The organism is Methylophilus flavus, assembly GCF_042678905.1.
Classification (GTDB): Bacteria; Pseudomonadota; Gammaproteobacteria; order Burkholderiales; family Methylophilaceae; genus Methylophilus; species Methylophilus flavus.
Genome location: NZ_JBHTLN010000001.1, coordinates 1683883 through 1703925, shown reverse-complemented (window position 1 = coordinate 1703925; position 20043 = coordinate 1683883). Strand labels below are relative to the sequence as shown.

The 20043-nt window shown below is 49.4% G+C and carries 20 protein-coding genes; 8 read left to right on the top strand and 12 right to left on the bottom strand.

Annotated elements, in window-relative coordinates:
- Nucleotides 1-14: 14 nt before the first annotated feature.
- The 4 genes from ACFQ2T_RS08405 to ACFQ2T_RS08390 form a co-directional block, all read right to left on the bottom strand.
- The gene (locus tag ACFQ2T_RS08405) at nucleotides 15-926 is read right to left on the bottom strand and encodes a hypothetical protein (RefSeq protein WP_379033043.1); all 912 of its coding nucleotides are present in this window, start codon (nucleotides 924-926) and stop codon (nucleotides 15-17) included.
- Entirely contained in the window at nucleotides 916-1323 is a 408-nt protein-coding gene (locus ACFQ2T_RS08400) for a hypothetical protein (RefSeq protein ID WP_379033040.1), read from the bottom strand. The genes ACFQ2T_RS08405 and ACFQ2T_RS08400 overlap by 11 nt, the downstream gene beginning before the upstream one ends.
- Nucleotides 1324-1402: 79 nt before the next feature.
- The gene (locus tag ACFQ2T_RS08395) at nucleotides 1403-2002 is read right to left on the bottom strand and encodes a hypothetical protein (protein WP_379033037.1); all 600 of its coding nucleotides are present in this window, start codon (nucleotides 2000-2002) and stop codon (nucleotides 1403-1405) included.
- Between the two features lie 62 nt (nucleotides 2003-2064).
- Nucleotides 2065-2649, bottom strand: coding sequence for a hypothetical protein (locus ACFQ2T_RS08390; protein ID WP_379033034.1), 585 nt, complete (start codon nucleotides 2647-2649; stop codon nucleotides 2065-2067).
- A 164-nt stretch (nucleotides 2650-2813) separates the two neighbouring features.
- Between ACFQ2T_RS08390 and ACFQ2T_RS08385 the strand changes: the two genes are divergently transcribed.
- A complete protein-coding gene (locus tag ACFQ2T_RS08385) occupies nucleotides 2814-3464 on the top strand; it encodes a hypothetical protein (RefSeq protein ID WP_379033031.1) in 651 nt (216 codons plus the stop codon).
- A gap of 699 nt (nucleotides 3465-4163) precedes the next feature.
- Nucleotides 4164-4544, top strand: coding sequence for a DUF805 domain-containing protein (locus ACFQ2T_RS08380; RefSeq protein WP_379033028.1), 381 nt, complete (start codon nucleotides 4164-4166; stop codon nucleotides 4542-4544).
- A 160-nt stretch (nucleotides 4545-4704) separates the two neighbouring features.
- Here ACFQ2T_RS08380 and ACFQ2T_RS08375 read toward each other — a convergent pair whose 3' ends face one another.
- Complete coding sequence (locus ACFQ2T_RS08375) at nucleotides 4705-5088, bottom strand: DUF6232 family protein (protein WP_379033025.1); 384 nt, start codon at nucleotides 5086-5088, stop codon at nucleotides 4705-4707.
- A 174-nt stretch (nucleotides 5089-5262) separates the two neighbouring features.
- On the opposite strand from ACFQ2T_RS08375, the gene ACFQ2T_RS08370 reads away from it, so the two are divergent.
- The 3 genes from ACFQ2T_RS08370 (at nucleotide 5263) to ACFQ2T_RS08360 (ending at nucleotide 7334) form a co-directional block, all read left to right on the top strand.
- Nucleotides 5263-5418 carry a PEP-CTERM sorting domain-containing protein gene (locus ACFQ2T_RS08370; protein ID WP_379033022.1) on the top strand — a complete coding sequence of 52 codons (156 nt, stop codon included), beginning with the start codon at nucleotides 5263-5265 and terminating at the stop codon, nucleotides 5416-5418.
- 313 nt (nucleotides 5419-5731) lie between these two features.
- Entirely contained in the window at nucleotides 5732-6964 is a 1233-nt protein-coding gene (locus tag ACFQ2T_RS08365; protein ID WP_379033938.1) for an MFS transporter, read from the top strand.
- A 13-nt stretch (nucleotides 6965-6977) separates the two neighbouring features.
- Nucleotides 6978-7334 (top strand): DUF4186 domain-containing protein, encoded by a 357-nt coding sequence (locus ACFQ2T_RS08360; RefSeq protein WP_379033019.1) that lies wholly within the window; start codon nucleotides 6978-6980, stop codon nucleotides 7332-7334.
- A gap of 58 nt (nucleotides 7335-7392) precedes the next feature.
- On the opposite strand, the gene ACFQ2T_RS08355 is transcribed toward ACFQ2T_RS08360, so the two are convergent.
- Complete coding sequence (locus tag ACFQ2T_RS08355) at nucleotides 7393-8028, bottom strand: TetR/AcrR family transcriptional regulator (RefSeq protein ID WP_379033017.1); 636 nt, start codon at nucleotides 8026-8028, stop codon at nucleotides 7393-7395.
- Between the two features lie 135 nt (nucleotides 8029-8163).
- Here ACFQ2T_RS08355 and ACFQ2T_RS08350 point away from each other — a divergent pair, with 135 nt between their 5' ends.
- Both ACFQ2T_RS08350 and ACFQ2T_RS08345 read left to right on the top strand, forming a co-directional pair.
- A complete protein-coding gene (locus ACFQ2T_RS08350; RefSeq protein WP_379033015.1) occupies nucleotides 8164-9054 on the top strand; it encodes an NAD(P)-dependent oxidoreductase in 891 nt (296 codons plus the stop codon).
- A 262-nt stretch (nucleotides 9055-9316) separates the two neighbouring features.
- Nucleotides 9317-10009 carry an MlaA family lipoprotein gene (locus ACFQ2T_RS08345; RefSeq protein WP_379033012.1) on the top strand — a complete coding sequence of 231 codons (693 nt, stop codon included), beginning with the start codon at nucleotides 9317-9319 and terminating at the stop codon, nucleotides 10007-10009.
- 506 nt (nucleotides 10010-10515) lie between these two features.
- Here ACFQ2T_RS08345 and ACFQ2T_RS08340 read toward each other — a convergent pair.
- The 6 genes from ACFQ2T_RS08340 to ACFQ2T_RS08315 form a co-directional block, all read right to left on the bottom strand.
- Nucleotides 10516-11964: an efflux transporter outer membrane subunit gene (locus tag ACFQ2T_RS08340; protein WP_379033010.1), complete on the bottom strand. Its 1449-nt coding sequence runs from the start codon at nucleotides 11962-11964 to the stop codon at nucleotides 10516-10518.
- Nucleotides 11954-15142, bottom strand: coding sequence for an efflux RND transporter permease subunit (locus tag ACFQ2T_RS08335; protein ID WP_379033007.1), 3189 nt, complete (start codon nucleotides 15140-15142; stop codon nucleotides 11954-11956). Before ACFQ2T_RS08335 ends, ACFQ2T_RS08340 begins: the two co-directional genes overlap by 11 nt.
- 22 nt (nucleotides 15143-15164) lie before the next feature.
- The gene (locus ACFQ2T_RS08330) at nucleotides 15165-16244 is read right to left on the bottom strand and encodes an efflux RND transporter periplasmic adaptor subunit (RefSeq protein WP_379033004.1); all 1080 of its coding nucleotides are present in this window, start codon (nucleotides 16242-16244) and stop codon (nucleotides 15165-15167) included.
- Between the two features lie 266 nt (nucleotides 16245-16510).
- Entirely contained in the window at nucleotides 16511-16846 is a 336-nt protein-coding gene (locus tag ACFQ2T_RS08325) for a hypothetical protein (protein ID WP_379033001.1), read from the bottom strand.
- 1278 nt (nucleotides 16847-18124) lie between these two features.
- Nucleotides 18125-18865, bottom strand: coding sequence for an LrgB family protein (locus ACFQ2T_RS08320; RefSeq protein ID WP_379032999.1), 741 nt, complete (start codon nucleotides 18863-18865; stop codon nucleotides 18125-18127).
- A complete protein-coding gene (locus ACFQ2T_RS08315) occupies nucleotides 18858-19226 on the bottom strand; it encodes a CidA/LrgA family protein (RefSeq protein WP_379032996.1) in 369 nt (122 codons plus the stop codon). Before ACFQ2T_RS08315 ends, ACFQ2T_RS08320 begins: the two co-directional genes overlap by 8 nt.
- A 95-nt stretch (nucleotides 19227-19321) precedes the next feature.
- Between ACFQ2T_RS08315 and ACFQ2T_RS08310 the strand changes: the two genes are divergently transcribed.
- Complete coding sequence (locus tag ACFQ2T_RS08310) at nucleotides 19322-20023, top strand: DUF2490 domain-containing protein (protein WP_379032994.1); 702 nt, start codon at nucleotides 19322-19324, stop codon at nucleotides 20021-20023.
- The last annotated feature ends 20 nt before the right edge of the window (nucleotides 20024-20043 follow it).

Below are 20043 nucleotides of genomic sequence, written 5' to 3'. Positions count from 1 at the left end.
GCTGGATTGCTTTGTTAGTGCATCCATTCAATACGGACATTCTTTTCCCGCGCAAGTTTTTCCATATGCGGAATAGCGCGCTCAAGCCGGATCAGATAATCCGCAGCTGTTTCCTGATGAAAGCCAAGCACCATCACCGGTTGATGGGCATTGATCAGCTGCTCGAATAGCCGTACCAGCTCCTTGGTGTTGGTGTAGTCAGCCAGCGCAGCATTGTCCGGATATTCCATCAGATTCATACCCAGCGCAAATGGTTGCGCAAGCGGCGTAGTGTGCGGGTGCAGTTTTTTCAGCAGGCGGATCATGCTGCTATCCTGGTGCCAGCGCGTGGTGAGCAAGTTTGCATCAATGTTCGAGCTATCCCAGGTAAAACGGTTCGCCTCCAGCGCTGCCTGCAACTTGGGGCCGAACTGCCAGGCACCGGCACGAAAATGACGTGGCCGCTGAAAGCCGTTAGTGACCATTAACTCGCTACTGCACGCCACCAGTTTGGTTAAGTCCTGTTGATTGTAAGCATATTCCAGGCTGACCGAGTAACCACAGCTGGTATGTGCGCAATCCTCTTGCGCATCTGCAATCGATGGCGATGCCTGAAACGCAATGCCGCAATATTCGACCAGCGGGCGCATGGCATGCACATGTAAACCAACGGTGTCATGTGGTAAAAAAGTACTGCGGATATGGCTGCCTGTCTGAGCGCGGTTGACGCCTGGCTGTATGAAGTAGGCAGGATTGATCAGGTGTAACAAGGGAATATATGGAAATTTTTCGCGGAAGGCGCGCATGCTCTGGAGATTATCTTCTTCCAGCGATAATCCTTCCCAGTCTACCGTGACCCATAACTGAATGCTGTCTGTTGCCTTGCCTGGCAAAGGCAGTATCAATACCAGCGAAATCAGCCATATGCCACCAAGGTTACGCAGCATATCCGTTCTGCCCAGGATTTTTCAGCGCCGGATTGTTCCTTACACCTATCAGCCAGAACAAGCATCCGCCCACCATCGCTGACGCAAAGATAAACAGGCCATGGCCGTATATCTGCCGCAGTCTTTCCTGGTTATCCAGCGGGCTAAGCATAAATGCGAATGCGATGGCGGCACACACCCCTGCCGCCAGCATACTGGTTTTTAATCCCAGCCATTGTTTTGTATAAAGTAGCCAGAATAAAGGCAGGCCTATGACCATCACGAAAGGATAGGTGAGATAAGCAATCATCAGGCTGACCACCAGCGTGTCCGCAGGTGCAGACACGCCAAACAGAACACACATGAAAGTGATCGCCAGTGCAGGTGCGATCAGAAATGCTGCGATCACTCTCAACATGTTTGCCTCCCATCCCGCGGCAGATATCCGCTAAAGCGTCATCATGGTCTCATGCCGCCAAGAAGTTCAGCTTGGCAGGCTAATCCTGAGTACATTTTATCGTGTGATTGACCATTTTGCCATCCACCAGTTGTATGGTTTCTTCCCCTAAACGACATTTCTTGTCGGCATCCATATGCCATTCATTCTTATAGATTTCCGTGTAACTATTTCTATCCCATGACCATGTAGATTCGCTGCCATGCGTCGCCTCACTGGAAGCTTCATTGATTTTCCTGTAGCCGTTTAATTTCTTGTCCAGCAGTTCAACCTTGCTGGTGGCTGGCATATTCCAGATCAGTTTTGCTGTACTGCCTTTCATCTGATACAACCACACCGGGCATGAAGATTCACTGCACAAACAGGTGCGTGCAGGCTTCACCAGATAAGCCTTTGCGGTTTTGTTCAGAGTCAATAACTCTGCTTCAAACAACTCAGCAGGCTTATGTTCCGAACAGCGGGCAAGCGCGCTCTTGCCGACTTCTTTGGTAAGTTGAGTAATGATGGAAACAGGAATTTTAGCCGGATTCTTGAACTGTTCTTTGGTGCTGAATGAGTCATCTGCCTGCGCAATGACGGCATTGAACAATAGAAAAAATAGTGTTGCGATTGATGCTGGTGATTTCATGGTTCCAAACATGATTGTGATGCCTTTTAAGATTCTTCATGCCATTTCTAACCACCGCACGAATTAATTATTAATTAAATTTTAAGACATACGTTTGACGTCTTAACCCATTTGCCGTTTTTCAGTTCCTCTATTTCAGCCTCATTACATTTCTTGTCCGGATTCCAGATCCAGACCTGGTTGTAAATCTCCTGGTACTCGGCACCATCCCACACATACCGCACTTCATAACCATGGCTTGGTAACCCGCCGGATACTTTGATATCCGGAAACCCTTTGGTTTTTTTATCCGAGAACGTTAAAAGGCCGGCCATCGACGATTCAAAAATGACTTTCACTTTTTGCGCCGTAGCGTCAAACACCCACATCGGGCACTCGTCATTGCTGCAAAAACATCGTGAGCGTGGTTTTACGACTAAAGCTTTTACCGATGAGTTCAATTCCACAGGTCTGGCTTCAAACGCTTTGCTGACAATTAACCCTTCTTGTTCGCACTCTGCATAAGCAGTATCAATTTCTTTGGTCAAATAATTAATCACAGCCCCCGGGATAATCACAGGGTTATCAATCGCCTGGTTTGCTCTGATAGCGTCGCCAGCATTGATTGAAGATGACACCAAAAATAGCAGTGATGAGATGACAAATAAATATGTGCGCATGGCTTAAAGCTTTGATGTAAATGCTTTTGTGTTTTTAGGGAATCGGCTGTGAGGCCGCGTTTATAAAGCGTTTTGACTAGGATGTAAGTGCAATCGTTGAGACTTAAATCAGGTATTCTTTAATCATTCCCGTTTATGCGTGACTTGCCCAAAGGAGAAAAGATATGAGAACCAAACTGATGTTTTTAACAGCGTTCGTATCTTGCATTTTACTAGCGTCTTGTGACCACGACCAAAAAACTGCAAACGATACCAGCCAGGCAAACGAGAAAGTTCAACAGGTCACCAAAGACCTCGGCCTCGAGTATGTTGAAAAAGGCGCGCAGGAGATCATCACCTATGATGAAGTGAATGCGGCACAGCAGGCGTGGTGCGATGCATTAGTCAAAATCGGTCAGCTCAAGGTAAGTGGCGGGGATTATAAAGCATATGCCGAACAGGTGCTTTCTGAAGCTTATAACTATGACCATGGCAAAGTGTTCTTTAAACCTACCCTGGCTTATGGTCACCAAACATTCCGCAATGATAAAAAAGGCGCATTGTCATATTTTGTAGCAGGAGACCCGGACTACCCGAATGACAAGGGGTTTGCACTGAAGCCCTGGGTAAAAGCCAGGTACCACAATGCAGGGGAACAAAATGAAGGCATCCAGATTTATGGCTCAATCGCCATCACTATGGGTAATGTCTGGGTGACTGACAAAGACGGCAATGAAGTCATGGTCGATAAAACCTGGGTATTTAAAAAGGGAGATGACGGCAAGTTGAGAATCATCGTACACAAATCGGCTATGCCTTTTGTGCCTGGTGGATAATCATGCTCAGGCATAGGCTACAGTTGTGGAGGCTGCGCCGTAATCAAATCGGTTTAGTCGCGCTAAAGCTGGAAAAATAAAAAGGCACACCTTTAAAGTGTGCCTTTTTTAACTCGGAGATACCCATACAGTTTAAAGCATCAGGGTGGGGCTGATTCGCCCAAATTAAAACAAGTTGCCTCGCCGTAATCTGTCCTAGTTGGCAAATAAGCCCTTGGTCAGAATGAAGTGAATCTGTTGGTGTGCCAATAGGATTTATTCCCGACTTTTACTTACGAGATTCTTGCGTGCTTACCTCTGACTAATACTATAACAGTTTCATCCAGTCGCTTTTGCTCTAGCGCGGCTCTTTCTCTGCTCTATAAACGCTCGCTGCTCTTGTTATCTTTGCTAAACCCGGTTGAGTTGCCTGTTTGTAAACTGCTCTATTTAGCCGATTCTTATTGCATAAATTGCAATTGCAACAAAAGCAAAGAAGACTATGTTAATTATGTATTTTTGCATCCTTAATTTTCCGTTTAAATAGCATTGCTTGCAGTCACTAGCTAGTTAAGTATGGCTGGCAGGTTGTACATTTTGGGGCTAGTGTTGTACCGCATATTCACTTGATAAAATAGATTAAGGTACACTCGCAATCTGCACTCATTGGCAAAACTAAAAAAGAATGACTAATTAATTATAATTATTAAGGGGATGTATATGCACTGGTATTTTAAAGTCTTAAAGAATTACGCAGTATTCAAGGGGCGGGCCAGGAGAAAAGAATATTGGATATTTTTATTGATCAACTTTCTTATTGGAATTGCACTTGGAATAATTTTTGCGATTATGGGTGCCAGTGAAGAATCTCTTAGCCTGGTCACTAATGTCTACATGATCGCAATTTTACTTCCAAGTATAGGTGTAGCCATTCGAAGAATGCACGATACTGGGCGCAGTGGTTATTGGTTACTTTTGCCAGTAGTTAATTACGTATTTCTTTGTTTCGACAGCCAGCCTCATGATAATGAGTATGGCCCAAATCCTAAAGCGGGTTTGAATCAAAGTCAGTCCAATTCCGCGAAGCAATCACATACCTAGCATCCATTCGAATTGGTCTGGTAGATTTATTTTCTCTATCAATAACCAAGCGGAAGCTGATGTTGAAAATCCTAATGATGTCGGCAGCATCATTCACACTCAGGCAAAAAAAACCTCTCGACTAGGCAAGAGGAGGGAGGAAACTTTTTTAAAGGAGTTCTTAGTCTTGTGCTGGTGAACCCCTCAGGGCAATAGCAACATTAAACGCTGTCAGTACACTCTCCACGTCTAAGGTATTCTCGCCGATGAAGGCCTGGATGTCTCCTGCGACTGTATGGATAACCACTGCGTATCTGGGTGTTGCCAGCAGCCACAGCATGGCGCCGTAAAACATAGAAAAAATGCCAATATAAGGCAGATTGCCATGACCAAATAGCAGTGCCAGACCACCAAACAGGCACACCCGCGCAAAAATTAACTTCGGGTTGAGTGTTTTAGACTCTACTGTTTTTACGTTCTGTATGGCAATAGGCTGGCCGTTCACAATAAATCGAGTTTTACTGACGCTGATGCCTTGATAGCTGAAATAAATGGATTCTTCCATAAATCATCCCCAGAGTTGCCAGTGAATGTGTTAACATTATATTACTATAAATTAACCAATAATAACAACACGTCTAGTCCTTAAGTCTTAGCCAAAGCGGGTCATTGTTGTCGCTTTGCGCCCCTCATAGAATATCCCTGGCGTTACCTCTAACAAAAACAAGAGAATAATAATATGTTTCAAAAAATGATTTTACTCGCGGGCCTGATTGCTTCAATTGCGGCCAACGCAGCTGCACCAACCAATTCCCCTGTGCCAGAGCCTGAGAGCATCAGCTTGATGTTGCTAGGTTTGGGACTAATCGGGGTGATTGTGTTTCGTCAGAAATAGCCTAATACAGGCGTAAAGTTTTATTAGCACACTCAGTCTTATCAACATGGCTAGTGGAGTCATAGGCCGCAAGTGACATGGTCTTGGCATCGTTCAGCTCTGCAACGCTTGAATATCAGGTCTGCAAGAAAGGCGGGTGCGCCCCATCTATATCGGCAGAGTCGCACGAGGCCACGACGGCTCATCAGCGAATTTTCATTCGCGTACTGCCTGATTCACTGCACCCGCCACGCTATTGTAGGGCAATCAATGCGACTTCTGTAGTGCCGGTGTTATCGGCTGGGGGCGGATATTGATAGCGTATAATGGCGGTATGTCCTTGTCCGTACGCCAGATTCTAGCCCATCAGGGTTACGCTTTCCCCAAGTTACTCGCCTTTCGTATCCAGATGGTATTGTCTTACCAGATGATGATGGTGGCCATCGGCTGGCATATTTACGAACTCACGCACGACCCCTGGTCGCTTGGCCTGATCGGGCTGGCAGAAGTCATCCCTTATATGAGCAGCGCCCTGTTTCTCGGCCATGCGGTAGATCATTATTTCTCACGCAAAGGCTTTGCCACAGTCGCCGCACTGTTTCTTTCCGTGAATGCTGTGATGCTGGTGCTGATCATGCTGCATCAGCCAGCGCATACCGTGATGTGGATTTACGGCACGGTGGCGCTGACCGGCTTCGCGCGGGCGCTGATTTCCCCCAGTTACAACACCCTGTTTGCGCTGATTATTCCACGCGCATCCATAGCCAAGGCATCTGGTATCGGCAATTCCATGTTCCAGATTGGCCTGATTGCTGGTCCGGCGATTGGCGGATTGCTAGTTGGTTTTGCCAATAAATATGTCGCTTATGAAATATCGGCCTTACTCGCATTGGGTGCTGCCATTTCTGCGATGACCTTGCATGTTAAAGAGCATCGCAGCCATGCGCCCATGAAAGTGTTTGCCAGTATCGCGGAGGGATTGCAGTTTGTCCGGCGTACGCAGGTGGTGCTGGCAGCGCAATTGCTGGATATGTTTGCCGTGCTGTTTGGCGGCGCAGTGGCGATGTTGCCTGCGTTTGTGCATGACGTTTACCAGATGGGTCCTGAAGGGCTGGGTGTGTTACGCGCTGCACCGGCAGTAGGCGCGATCATTACCGGCTTGTGGCTGGCGAAAAACCCGATTCATCAGCATAGCGGGCGCTGGCTATTGCTGGCAGTAGCAGGGTTTGGCCTTTGCATGATTGCCTTTGGCTTAACCACTACTTACTGGCTGGCTGCTGTCATATTGGCAATATCCGGCATGATGGATGCTGTCTCGGTGATTTTGCGGCAAACAATCCTGCAACTGGCAACGCCTGATGGCATGCGCGGGCGGGTGTCTGCCATCAACGGCATTTTCATAGGTTCATCGAATGAGCTGGGCGCATTTGAATCCGGCCTCACTGCCAGGTTGATGGGCTTGGTGCCCTCGGTGGTGTTTGGCGGCCTGATGACGATAGCGGTGGTTGGCGTCACCGCTGTCAAAGCGCCAAAATTGCGTGATCTGCATGTGTCGGAACTGCATTAACCCCGGATAAACCATGCGTGATCTCGATCAGTTGTTCCTCGCGCTACAACGGTCAACATTCCGCACCAGTTTTCACCTGAATGCCCGGGATACACAATACCTGCGGCAAAAAGGGTTAGCCGTGGTGCTGGATCACGCGGAGGCGTTTATTGCGGACCGACTGGCGCCGGCAGTCATTCCCAATGAGGGTCAGCAAACGCCGATGCGCGGGCATCCGGTGTTTGTGGCGCAGCATGCAACGGCGACTTGCTGTAGGGGGTGTCTGGCAAAGTGGCACAGAATCCCGGCGGGGAGGGCGCTGAATCTGGATGAACAGGCTTATATTGTGGTGGTGATTGAGCGGTGGTTGATGCCGTTGCTTTCTGAGTGACATCAAACGACATATACCGTCCTTCATTTAGCATTAATCAGATATTTGAACGCGACATTTATCCGTTGATGTCAGGTGACTTCACATGGTTCATGCAATATAAAAATAATCTGACGAGCTCCTCTTCAAGTCCTTCGGTCCCTAAATAGCTTGACTGTTCCATGACTGCGGAGCGGATAACGCCGATCAACGCACGGCTCATGACATACAGACTAATGGGTGAGAGATTGATTGATTGTTCTCGCCCAGGTTGTGACTGTTGATCGACGATGACCTGAACCACACGTTCAATGGGTTTTGACAGCTCGTCAGACAGCCCATTAGCGATTAAAGCCTCAATGAGTACTTTTCTGGCAAGTTGTCTCCCGCCAAATGCTTTCAGTAGCGCTCTTACTACGACTTGCGCAAGCATTGATGGATCCGCTGTGTATTCAGCGGTAATGCTATGTATGATTTTCTGACTAACCTTATCCAGCTCCCGCCTCGCCATCGCCACCAGAATGGCATTTTTATTCGGGAAGTACTGATAAAGCGTGCCTATGCTGATCCCGGCCAGCTTTGCAACAGCGTTGGTATTAAATTCGCTGAAACTTTGTGTTTGCAAAATCCGAGCAGTCGCCTCGAAAACAACTTCTATTGTCTCCCCAGACCGAGTTTGTTTCGGTTTTTTTCTATATGGATCAATGGCTTCCATGATTGTTAACTAACTCCTTGCGAGTGTTGGAAAGCGAGTAGAAAAATATGAGTAATGCTCATATTATGTATTTAACGCAGGCACAGCAATGGTTTATTTCATACGCCAGATTAAATACAAACAAAGGAGCTTTTGATGAGAATCGCATTTTTAGGTTTAGGCCGCATGGGTTCGGGCATGGCAACCCGTTTAGCGCAATCAGGTGACCACACCCTCACGGTGTGGAATCGTACCGCCGATAAGGCGCAACGATTTACAGAATTGGGGGCAAGCATAGCGAAAGATCCCATTGAAGCGGTGCGGGATGCTGAGGTGGTGATCACCAGCCTACTAGATGATCAATCCGTTGAGGCACTTTTTCATGAGGGAAGTGAAGTGTTGAAAGCATTGCCACCAACAGCAATCCACTTGTGCGTCACAACCATTTCACCTGATTGCGCCAATCGCTTGCAGGACTTGCATGCTGCAAACGGTAGCCGCTATGTATCAGGACCTGTTATAGGCAGACCAGATGCATCCGCCGCAGGAAAGTTAGTGCAGTTTCTGGCAGGTGATACTAGTGCTATCAAGGTGGTATCGCCAATCTGCCACGCATTTGCTGAACAGGTGATGCCTTTGTCGGTGAGGGATGCAGGGGTAGCGAACAGTCAAAAGCTGTGTATCAATTTTTTTGTCGCAAGCCTGATTGAAGTCATGGGCGAATGTTTCACTCTGGGGGAGAAGCTAGGTGTGCCTAGGCAGAACCTGGCCTTCTTTTTAGATAAAAGTTTGCCTTTGCCTGGCTTGAAAGTGTATGTCGAACGACTTTTTAAAAGGGAGACCGATAGCACCACAGGATTCACGATGACAGCAGGAAGGAAGGACTTGGGGCTGATGCTGAGAGCTGCCGCTGCTGTGGATTGTGATATTGATATTGCCACCATCATTGCAGAAAAAATGGATATCGCTATCTCGCAAGGCATGCAAAACCTCGACTGGAGTGCCACTCAGGAAATTACCCGCCAACGGGCAGGATTGCTTAATTAAGTCTCAGATTCATTTATAAAATCAACAGGATAAAGTATCTACATAAATAATCTTGTCATGCCCCGGGTTTACACTCAGGACGATTGTTGTCAGGTTCGGCGTGGTGCCGATTTGAAGTAACCTGGTCTCCACACCAGCCTTTTGCCAGATTGATTTGCGGATAGCCACGCGATATTTTTTTATTTAGCAACTTGTCAGGCTTGTAAAGGTCTAGGAATAGGGTGCACTAGAAGCATTTAAGCTTCAACGAGGAGTAGCACAGATGAGAGTAGCAAATATGATGCATTTGATGACGCTGGCAGCGTTATCGGGATGTGCAACAGCAGGTAATCCTGATCCATTGGAACAAGTGAATCGAAAGACCTTCGCATTTAATCAAAAATTGGATGACGTAGTATTAAAGCCGGTTGCCAAAGGTTATCAGAAAGTTGTACCAGGTTCGGTAAGGCAAAGTGTCCGTAATTTTTACGCGAATCCGCGTGACTTGTTGTCCGCTATCAGTTCTTTTCTACAAGGTCGGCAAATCGATGGCGCGTCTGATTTAATGCGTTTCGCGACCAATAGTACGATTGGAGTACTCGGGCTTTTTGATGTGGCGACCCCGCTTGGATTTGAAAAGCACAACGAGGATATAGGGCAAGCGCTTGGATATTGGGGAATGGGCTCTGGCGCATACATCGTTTGGCCGATCTTCGGGCCATCTTCTTTAAGGGATACCACGACGCTTGTGAGTAATTTTGTTGTTACGCCGCAAGCACTTGTATCTGACAATTCACTTTATTACTCTTTGACTGCATTACAAATTACCAATGCCAGAAGTGACCAGTTAACGACATCGGAAATTCTCGACGATATTTCAATAGATCAATATCTGTTTGTTCGGGACGCGTATCTGCGTTACAGGGAGTCATTAGTTCATAATGGGAATTTACCTGCTGACCCGGATTTTGAGTAAAAATCCTGGTATTTCAGCTCACTTTGCACACATGCTTATATTGATAAACGCGCTCTGTAGCGAATCGTCAGTCTGGTGTAGATTACAGTAGGGCATTCATAGAGCGTGCTGTATGGTGCGAAACGACTGGCTCATGCAATAAGTATTTCAAAGTAGATTTTCATCTTTCTATTTCGCCCCTAGGCGAGTTACTTTTCTTTGCTTGCCCAAAGAATAAGTAACCAAAAGAAAAGGCACCCTAGCTTCCGCTTGTTTCCTGCGTTGCTCATCAGCGTGGGCGGCCAACGAAACTCGCCCTAGCGGCTTGCAAAGAACGCAAGCCACCGCGGAACTCAAACAGACGCTGGCCGAAAACTCCCACGCTGACTGCGCTACTCGGCGCGTCAGATAGGGGACCCGTTTAAAACCATCACGTGGTGGATATCTATAAAAGAGTCCCATACGATCTCGCAAGGTGAGGTTGCAATATAGCTAAACCCTGTCTTGCGAATATCTTCTTCCTAGCCTTATTTCCAGCCCCCGCCCAGTGAACGATACAGATTCACCACCGCAGAAACCTGTTGCTGCTTGGTTTCTATCAGTTCCATTTTGGCATCCAGCGCATCGCGTTGTGTCAGCAGCACTTCCATATAGTCAGCACGCGCGGCTTTAAACAGCTGGTTAGCGACATCAATTGATTGGGTCAGTGACTCGACCTGTTTGTTTTTCAACTGGTAGTTTTTATCCAGGTTGTCGATGTTCGAAACCTGGTTAGCCACTTCCATATAGGCATTGATGATTTTCTGCTCATACTCATAAGCGGCCTGCACTTGCATGGCACTGGCGCTTTTGTATTGTGCTTCGATCGCATTCCGGTTAATCAGCGGGGCAACCAGTTCTCCACCGAACGAGGCCATGACAGAGGCTGGAATATTGAGCAGGTATTTTGGATCAAATGCCTGGAAGCCCAGCCCGCCACGGATGGAGAATGAAGGGTAGAAGTTGGCTTTGGCGACATCGATATTCAGCTTGGCCGCTGAGAGTTCCAGCTCGGCCTGGCGGATATCCGGGCGATTAGCCAATAACTCGGATGGCACGCCTGCTTGTACCATCTTGGGTTGCATCTCCATAAAATGTGCCGATGAGCGCGCAACCGCTTGCGAGGTTCTGCCCAGCAAGAAGTTGATGCGGTTTTCGGTTTCAACAATTTGCTGTTTCAGCACAAACTGGCGGCTCTGGTTCTTTTTCACCTCTGCTTCAAAACGCTTCACGGCCAGTGAGTTGGCGCGTGCGTATTGTTGCAGCTGTTTTACGACTTCAAAGGCGTTTTGCTGGATGGCGATGTTCTGGTCCAGTGTTTCCAGTTCGTTGTCCAGCGCGACCAGTTCATAGTAGGCATTGGCGACTTCTGCCACCAGGTTGGTCACCAGGAAGTGTTTGCCCTCGATACTGGCCATGTATTCGGTCACCGCCACTTTGGTGGCGTTACGCAGTTTCTTCCAGACGTCCAGCTCCCACGAAGCGGTCAGGCCAAACTGGTAGTTACCCAGGAAGCGCGGATTGGAGCGGCCTTCCCTGATATCCAGGTTTTCTTCCACAGCGCCGTTGCGGGTGTATTTGCCTACCTTTTCTTTATCGGCACTCGCACCGATGCCGACAAATGGCAGGTACTCACCGCGACGTGCCTGGATTTCATTCTGGGCGACGCTGATGCGCTGCGCCATCATGTTGACTTCCTTGTTGTTGGCTACCGCAATATCAATCAGGGATATCAGGTTCTGATCTTCAAAAAAGTCTTTCCAGTTGACGGTGGCACTATTGCCGGCAGGCTCCACCGCCTCCTGAAAGTGGGTTGGTAAAGTGGTATCCGCCTGTTTGGTCGTGATACCCGGAATGGAGCAAGATTGCAGCAGCAGGGCTGTGCTACCCGCCATCAACCAGGTCGCGGTTTTACGCGAATTCAAATTAAGCTTCATCATCATCTTCCAAGCCCTTGCTATAGTGATAAATTTCAGTCAGAGGGTCTTGTTCCTCGTGCTTGATCAGGGTTTTACCATCCGTCATTTTGGCAAACATGTAGTAAAGGCCGGGGATCAGGATGACACCGAATACTGTACCGAACAGCATGCCGCCGAAGGCTGAGGTACCGATGGTGCGGTTACCTACGGCACCTGCGCCAGTGGCCATTACCAAAGGAATCAAGCCGGCAAGGAACGCAAACGAGGTCATCAGGATAGGCCGGAACCGCGCTTTGGCGCCTTCAATCGCCGCATCACGCAATGACATGCCCTGATTGCGTTTTTGCACCGCAAACTCCACGATCAGCACCGCGTTTTTACCCAGCAGACCCACCAGCATCACCAGCCCGACCTGCGCATAAATATCGTTGGCCAGCCCCAGTGATTTCAGCAGGAAGAAAGTACCGAAGATCCCTGCTGGCAGCGACAGGATCACCGCCAGGGGCAATACAAAACTTTCGTATTGTGCAGCGAGCACCATGTACACGAAGATCAGCACCACGCCGAAAATCAGCACCGCTTCGTTACCACGTTGCGCCTCATCAAATGACAGGCCTTCCCAGCCGATGTCATAACCATGTGGCAAGGTGGCTTTCGCGACTTCCTTCACTGCTTTAATCGCATCGTCACTGGTATAACCAGGCGCTGGTGCGGCACGGATGGTGGCTGAGTTGTACAGGTTGTAACGCGTGATTTCGTTAGGACCCTGCATTTTCTTCATTTTCATAAAGGCGGAGTAAGGCACCATTTCGCCGTCTTCGTTCTTGACGTAGTAATTCAGGATATCGCTAGGATAGCGCCTGAATTCCGGGCTGGCCTGGGTATACACCTTGAAGAAGTTGTTGAAGCGGATAAAGCCCTGCTCGTAGGTACTACCAATCAGGATGTTCAGGTTATCCATCGCTTTACCAATGGACACGCCTTTTTGCATCGCGGCCTTGTTGTCGATTTCCAGCTCATATTGCGGATAGTTGGCCGCATAGAAGGTGAACAAACCGGACAGCTCTTTACGCTTGCCCAAGGCAGTCATAAACTCCTGGTTGATCTTGTCGAACACGTGGTAATCGGTGCCGTTGGTTTTATCCAGCAGGCGTAAAGCCAAACCGGAAGCTGCGCCGTAACCAGGTACCGCAGGCGGTTCAAAGTACTCGATCACCGCCCCAAAGTTCTTGGTTTTTTCTTCCAGCTCTTCAATGATCTGGTGCACCGATTTACTGCGTTTCGACCAGTCTTTCAGGTTGATCAGGCAGGTACCGGCGTTAGAGCCACGGCCTTCGGTCAGGATTTCATAACCGGCCAGTGAAGAAACAGATTCAATACCATCAATGCCTTGCGCTTCTTTTTGCAGCAGGCGTGCAACCTTGTTGGTGGCTTCCAGCGTAGAGCCAGGTGGCGTCTGGATGATCGCGTAAATCTGGCCCTGGTCTTCACCGGGAATAAACCCGGCAGGCAGGGTTTTGTTGACCACAAAGGTACCGAAAGCGAAACCAGCTAAAGCCAGGACCGAAATGGTACGCACAGTCACAATCTTGCCCAGGAGTTTGGTGTAATGCCCGGTGAGGCGGTCAAACCAGCGGTTGAATTTATCGAGCAACCAGCTGATAGGCGTCCTGCGTTTAGGCTGGCCGTGATTGTTTTTCAGCAGGATCGCGCACAGCACGGGTGTCAGCGACAGCGCGACGATACCGGAAATCACAATCGAAGACGCCATGGTGATGGAGAACTGGCGGTAAAACACCCCGACCGGGCCGGACATGAAAGCCACCGGAATAAATACTGCCGTCATCACCAGGGTAATGGCCACAATCGCGCCACCGATTTCGCCCAGCACTTTTTGCGTAGCGCGGTAGGGCGTGATGTGCTCGTCTTCTTCAAACTTGGCGTGTACCGCCTCCACCACCACGATGGCGTTATCGACCACGATACCAATCGCCAGCACCAGCGCGAATAGCGTGATCAGGTTGATGGTGACACCGAACAATTGCATGCAGAAGAAGGCACCGATCAACGATACAGGCACCGCCAGGATAGGGATCAGTGTAGAACGCCAGTCACCCAGGAACACATACACCACCAGCGCGACCAGGAAGAAGGCTTCCACCAGCGTGTGCAATACTTTTTCGATAGAAGCATCCAGGAACTTGGAGACGTCATAGTCGATTTCATAAGCCATGCCGGCAGGGAAGTTAGGCTTCAGTTCTTCCATGCGTTTCTTCACGTTCTCAATTACCTCGCTGGCATTACTGCCGTAGTTTTGCTTGAGCACGATGGCAGAAGAAGGGAAGCCATCCTTGTTGGAATAAATATCAAAGAACTCGCTGCCCAGTTCAATCTTGGCCAGGTCTTTCAGTTTCAGGATCTCACCTTCGGAATCGGCGCGGATAATGATGTCGCCGTACTCTTCAGGCTTGTTGTAACGGCCTTTGTAGACCAGCACATATTCCTTGGATTGCGCAGAAATACCCGAGCTTTGCCCCAGGCGACCAGGGCGGCCGATGATGCTCTGCTCGCTGATCGCTTTCATGACGTCTTCGATAGACACCTTGTAAGCACGCATGCGGTCAGGGTTCAGCCAGATACGCATCGCATACTGCCGGCTACCCAGGATCTTGGCACTGGCGATACCGTTCACGCGCTGGATTTCCGGGATCACGTTGACGTTGGCGTAGTTGTACAAAAACTTCTCGTCAGCGTTCTTATCCTTGCTGAACAGGTTGATGTACATCAGCATGCTTGGCTGCACGCGTTCGACGACCACACCTTCCAGTTGCACCAGTTCAGGCAAGCGGCTCATCACCTGGTCAATCCTGGTCTTGACGTTGATCATGGCCTGGTTAGGGTCGGTACCCAGCGCAAAAATCACCTGGATAGTCGCTTCACCGGCACTGGTCGCATCTGACACGATGTATTTCATACCGGGCACACCGTTGATGGCCCGTTCAATCGTAATCAGGGATGACTGCACCAGTACGTCGGCACTCGCGCCTGGGTAGGCGAGAGATACGATCACGCGTGGCGGTGCAATATCAGGAAACTGCGAAGTCGGCAGTGACTTGATAGAAAGAAAACCTAAAAACACGATCAGTAGCGACAGAATAATCGCCATGACCGGTCTTTTGATAAAAATACTTAGCATGGGGGATTCGCTTTCTGGCTGACTATTCGGCGTAAAGGTCTAAATGGGAATACACATGCTCCGGTGTCTGGTAATTCACCGCGATGGTTTCGCCGTTTTGCACCCTGCGCAAGCCTTCGATCAGCACACGGTCATCTTCCTTGAGGCCGGATTTCACGATAAACAGATGTGGCTGCTCGGCAGCGATCGTAATCAGGCGCTGTTCCAGCTTGTTGGCTTTGGTCACCACATAAACATAGGTTTTATCCAGCACTTCAAACGTCGCTTTTTGCGGAATCAGCAACGCATTCGGGAAAGGCACTTCCATTAAGATATTGCCGGTTTCCCCGTGTCTTAGCACGCGATCAGGATTGTTAAACACGGCACGGAATTCGATGTTGCCGGTTTTATTGTCAAAGTCACCTTCTATGGTTTCGATGGTGCCTTCCTGGTTGAACACCTGTGCATTGGCCATTTTCAGTTTGACCTTGCGGTGTTCATCGCGGCCTTTGATCGCCATGTAATCCAGGTACTCGGCTTCCGGCACGTTGAAATACACCCACATTTTGCTGTTATCAGACAGTGTAGTCAGCAGGTCGCCTTCGTCCATCAGGCTGCCTTTTCGTGCGGCCAGGTGGTCCATGACGCCGGTAAACGGCGCCTTGATATCGGTAAAGTTCAAGTGGGTCTGCGCCAGTTTCACTTCGGCATTGGCTTTGTCCAGCTTGGCTTTACCCAGTGCCAGTTCATTGGGAGAAACAATATTCTTCTCCGCCAGCGCACGCGTATTTTCATATTCGATCTGCACGGTTTTGGCTTCCGCCTCCGCTTTCAGCAGTTCAACCTGGTACACATTCGGCATAATCTTGAACATGGGCTGCCCCTGTTTCACGACTTGCCCCTCATCCACAAAAATGTCCTGCAGGTAGCCACGTTCCAGTGCGCGTAACTCAATATGCTGGGTCGCATGGATCTGGGCGACATATTCCTTGGTAGTGCTGGTGTCCTTGCGCAATGGCGAGGTCACTTCCAGTTTGGGCGGCGCCTCCTTGTGCTCTTCCTCTTTGTGGCAAGCGCTGAGCACAGTGCCAATAAAGCCTAAAACAACCAGGTGCCTAATCATTGAATGCTGTTTAATCATAGTGTTTTGTGTGTATCAGATAATGAAGAAAGGGTAGGGCAACGCAGGTGCTCCGTACATTTGAACTGGCATGAGCGATAAACCTGTCTGGCATTACCCAGCCTGGTGATCCGCATTGTGTAGCTGGGGCTACGTAGCCTGTTTGCTTATTTCAGACGCAAGCAAGCGCTTACCTATCGTGGCGGAGTCAGGGTGGGGGTGTTCAGGTTCAGCGCGCGCCATGCTCAGGCGCAAACGCAGGTAACACCTTAGTGTGAAGCAGGCGGTGCGCGGGAATGCAGGTGACGGACAACCACCGGGCGTGGGGCCACGCGACGGCGAGAGAGACACAGCAACGCAAAAGGAATCACGCAGGCAATGGTCATGCTTGCGGCGGGGGGGATCAGGTAAGGCAGTGAAGTGAGTGGCGATTCGCCATCACCGGTATATTCGACGATTTCGGCCACGCGCACCCGGACGGTGTCATCGCTGTAGCTGGAATGGTCGGAGAATTCAGCAACTAACGCAAAGCCGAGGACAGTCAGCAGTACTGTGACGACCCACAGTCTGAGTTGTGTTGCGGCTGTATTCAGATGTTTATGCATTAATTGTATTAACGGGAAATAATCAAATTTCTGTAGTTTTTCTAAAATCGGGCGGTTGGATCAACAATGTTTTTTCGCCTTTACAATACTTACATTAAACGCTTTTACATGGAAAATGACAAGCCGCGAACGGGCCAAGTTCGCTCAAAATGGCCGTTTGTAAGCTGGGTGTCAGCTTCGAAGCATTTGTTTCAATTTATTGGTGGTTTTGGCTGGTGTGTGCAATAGAAGTGACGTACCCAATTGTGATTTCGGCTTAGAGTGAAGTGAGTGTTTCGAAGGCATCCTGTGTGCTTGCGTAAAAGCTGGCTTTTGCCAAAGATGGTGCGTTTGTAACTGTCCGTCATTCCGGCGACGGCCGGAATCCAGGCAGGACTCATTCTTTGCTTGGGAATTTCAGAAGAGCAGGTGTTGCACTGGCTCTAATTGTTATAGGTTTATAAATAATTCTTGGATATTCACCATTTTATTTCGCCCCTAGGCGAGTTACTTTTCTTTGCTTGCCCAAAGAATAAGTAACCAAAAGAAAAGGCACCCTAGCTTCCGCTTTTATCCTGCGTTGCTCATCAACGTGGGCGGCCAACGAAACTCGCCCTAGCGGCTTGCATATGACGCAAGCCACCGCGGAACTCGAACAGACGCTGGCCGACCCCTCCCACGCTGACTGCGCTACTCGGCGCGTCAGATAGGGACCCGTGAAAACCACACGCTTTTACGAAGTAGAGATTCTTTGCATTCCATCCCGCTCAACCGTTGGAATAAAACAAAGTCAAAAGACAAAACAACGTACTTGGTTGTTGGGTTTAGTCTTGAGAATTAAAAAAGTCACTTAGCGCCCTCTGTCCATTGCGTCCCGCCACCGTTTCATCGTGATGGTTTTGATCGGGCCCCTATCTGACGCGCCGAGTAGCGCAGTCAAAACAAGAATCAAGGGAGAGTTTGTTTGAGTCCCGCAGCAGCTCACGATGTGTGTGAGCTGCCAGGTCGAGTTTCGCGACCGCTTGTTTTGACGAGCAACGCAGGAAATAAGCGGAAGCTAGGGTGCCCTTTACTTTGGTGACTTTGCTTTGGGCAAGCAAAGGAAAGACACTCGCCTAGAGGCGAAAAGAAATGTCGAAATAGAACGCTGAATCATCCAAAGAAATACCTAATTAGAGCTTCCAGCAAGTGCGACTCTCGCACTTCTATAGTGTCATAGCTAGGAATGAATAATTGCCTGGATTCTGGCCGCCGCCATAATGACGATAAGATTGCTCGCTGAGGCATTCCACCCCAATTTCAAAACCCCAAGTGCGGCCGTAAATATGTCAATACTATCGGCAATCCAATCGCACTGATCACACCATTCAACCCCATCGCCATGCTGGCATAAATCCCCGCTTCTTCATTCACGCTAAACGCCCGCGTGATCCCTAACCCATGCGCACCGACACCAATCGCCGTACCGCGTATCCACCACTGATGCACTTTAACCACATTCAGGATATACGGCGCCAGAATCGCCCCCAGCATGCCTGTAATCACAGTGAATACCGCCGTCAGGGTAGGCGAAACACTCAACCGCTCGGCAATGCCCATCGCAATCGGCGCAGTAACCGATTTGGCATACATGCTGCCGACAATATTGTCCGATGCGCCCATGAGTTTGCTGATGGCTACCGCACTGACAATCGACACCGTGCTACCCGCCGTCAGCGCAACCCAGATATGGAAAATCTTGCCTTGCATGCGTTTGAAGCCGTGGTAAATAGGTACTGCCAGCGCCACGGTTGCCGTCCCCAACAGGAAGTGCACAAACTGCGCGCCTTCGAAATATTTCTCGTAAGGCATATCCAGCGCATCGATGATCAGGCAGGTGAGGATGACTGCAATCGCCACCGGGTTAACCAGCGGATGGCGTTTGGCACGCACGTACATCAGATACCCCAGCTGGTAGGTTGCGAGGGTGATGATCAGCGCAAACAGCGGGTCGCCGGACAGGTAGACCCATATTTCTGAGATAGGGATGCGATTATTCATGGCGCTGCTCCCGGGTGATACCTTTGTTGCGTTTCAGCGAAAAATACCAGAACACTTTCAATACGATCGCGGTCACTGCAATGGTCAGGATGACGCTGACCAGCAGGGCAGTGCTGACTGCCAGTGCGTGCGTCTGCAATTCCGGCAGGAATAGCAGCACGCCGACCGAGGCGGGTACGAACAATAAACCCAGGTGCTGGCGGAAAGCGTCGGCAACCTCAGCCAGGTCTTTATCCACCTGGCCGCGCAGGCACAGGAATGCCAGCAATAACAGCAGGCCGAGCACAGGCCCCGGAATGCTGGGCAGGAAGAATTTACTGAGCAACTCGCCCAGGCCCTGCCACAAAAAGAGTTGAACCAAACCTGATATCATGCAATCCCTTCACACAGTTGGCGCGCAATCTGCCGCCGATTTTTTGCCATGCTGATTTACACCAATAGAATGCCGCGATGTTAATGTCATTTTCCAGATTCGACCATATTTTTTTCACCCGTGTGTTTTTCTTGCTGGGCTTGCTGTCTCCTGTAATTTCATTTGCCGATACCGAAGAAGATGGCCGTTACTGGTTAAGTATCTATACCCAGGGCAAGCTGCCAGCAGACAATTTTTACTGGAGCATGGATACGCATCCTCGCTGGCGCGAAGAAGGCAAGGAGTTTGACCAACTGATCCTGCGCCCGGCTGTTTTCTACAGATTCAATCCAAAATCCAGCGTCTGGCTGGGTTACGACACTGTGATCAATCATCCCGCCGGGCAATCCGATTTTCGCGAAAACCGCTTGTGGGAACAGTTTCAATACCAGTTTGATGAAGTCGCCGATATCACTTTCACCAGCCGCACCCGTTTCGAGCAGCGTCGCCGGGAGGATTTCCAGGACGTAGGCCATCGCCTGCGGCAGATGGTCAGGGCTACGACGCCAAGCACGCTGCATCCGCAAATGCAGTGGGTGGTGTATGACGAATTATTTATCAACTTCAACCAAACCGAATGGGGCGTGCGGCGTGGCATAGACCAGAACCGCCTGTTCCTGGGAATCAACTGGAAATTCAGTGACTTTTCCAATGTTGATGTCGGCTACCTGAACCAGTTCATCAATACCCGTACTGTAGACCGCGAAAACCATGTGCTGATGACGACTTTCCGCTTCAATTTCTAGCCGCTGAGCTTGAAACCCGC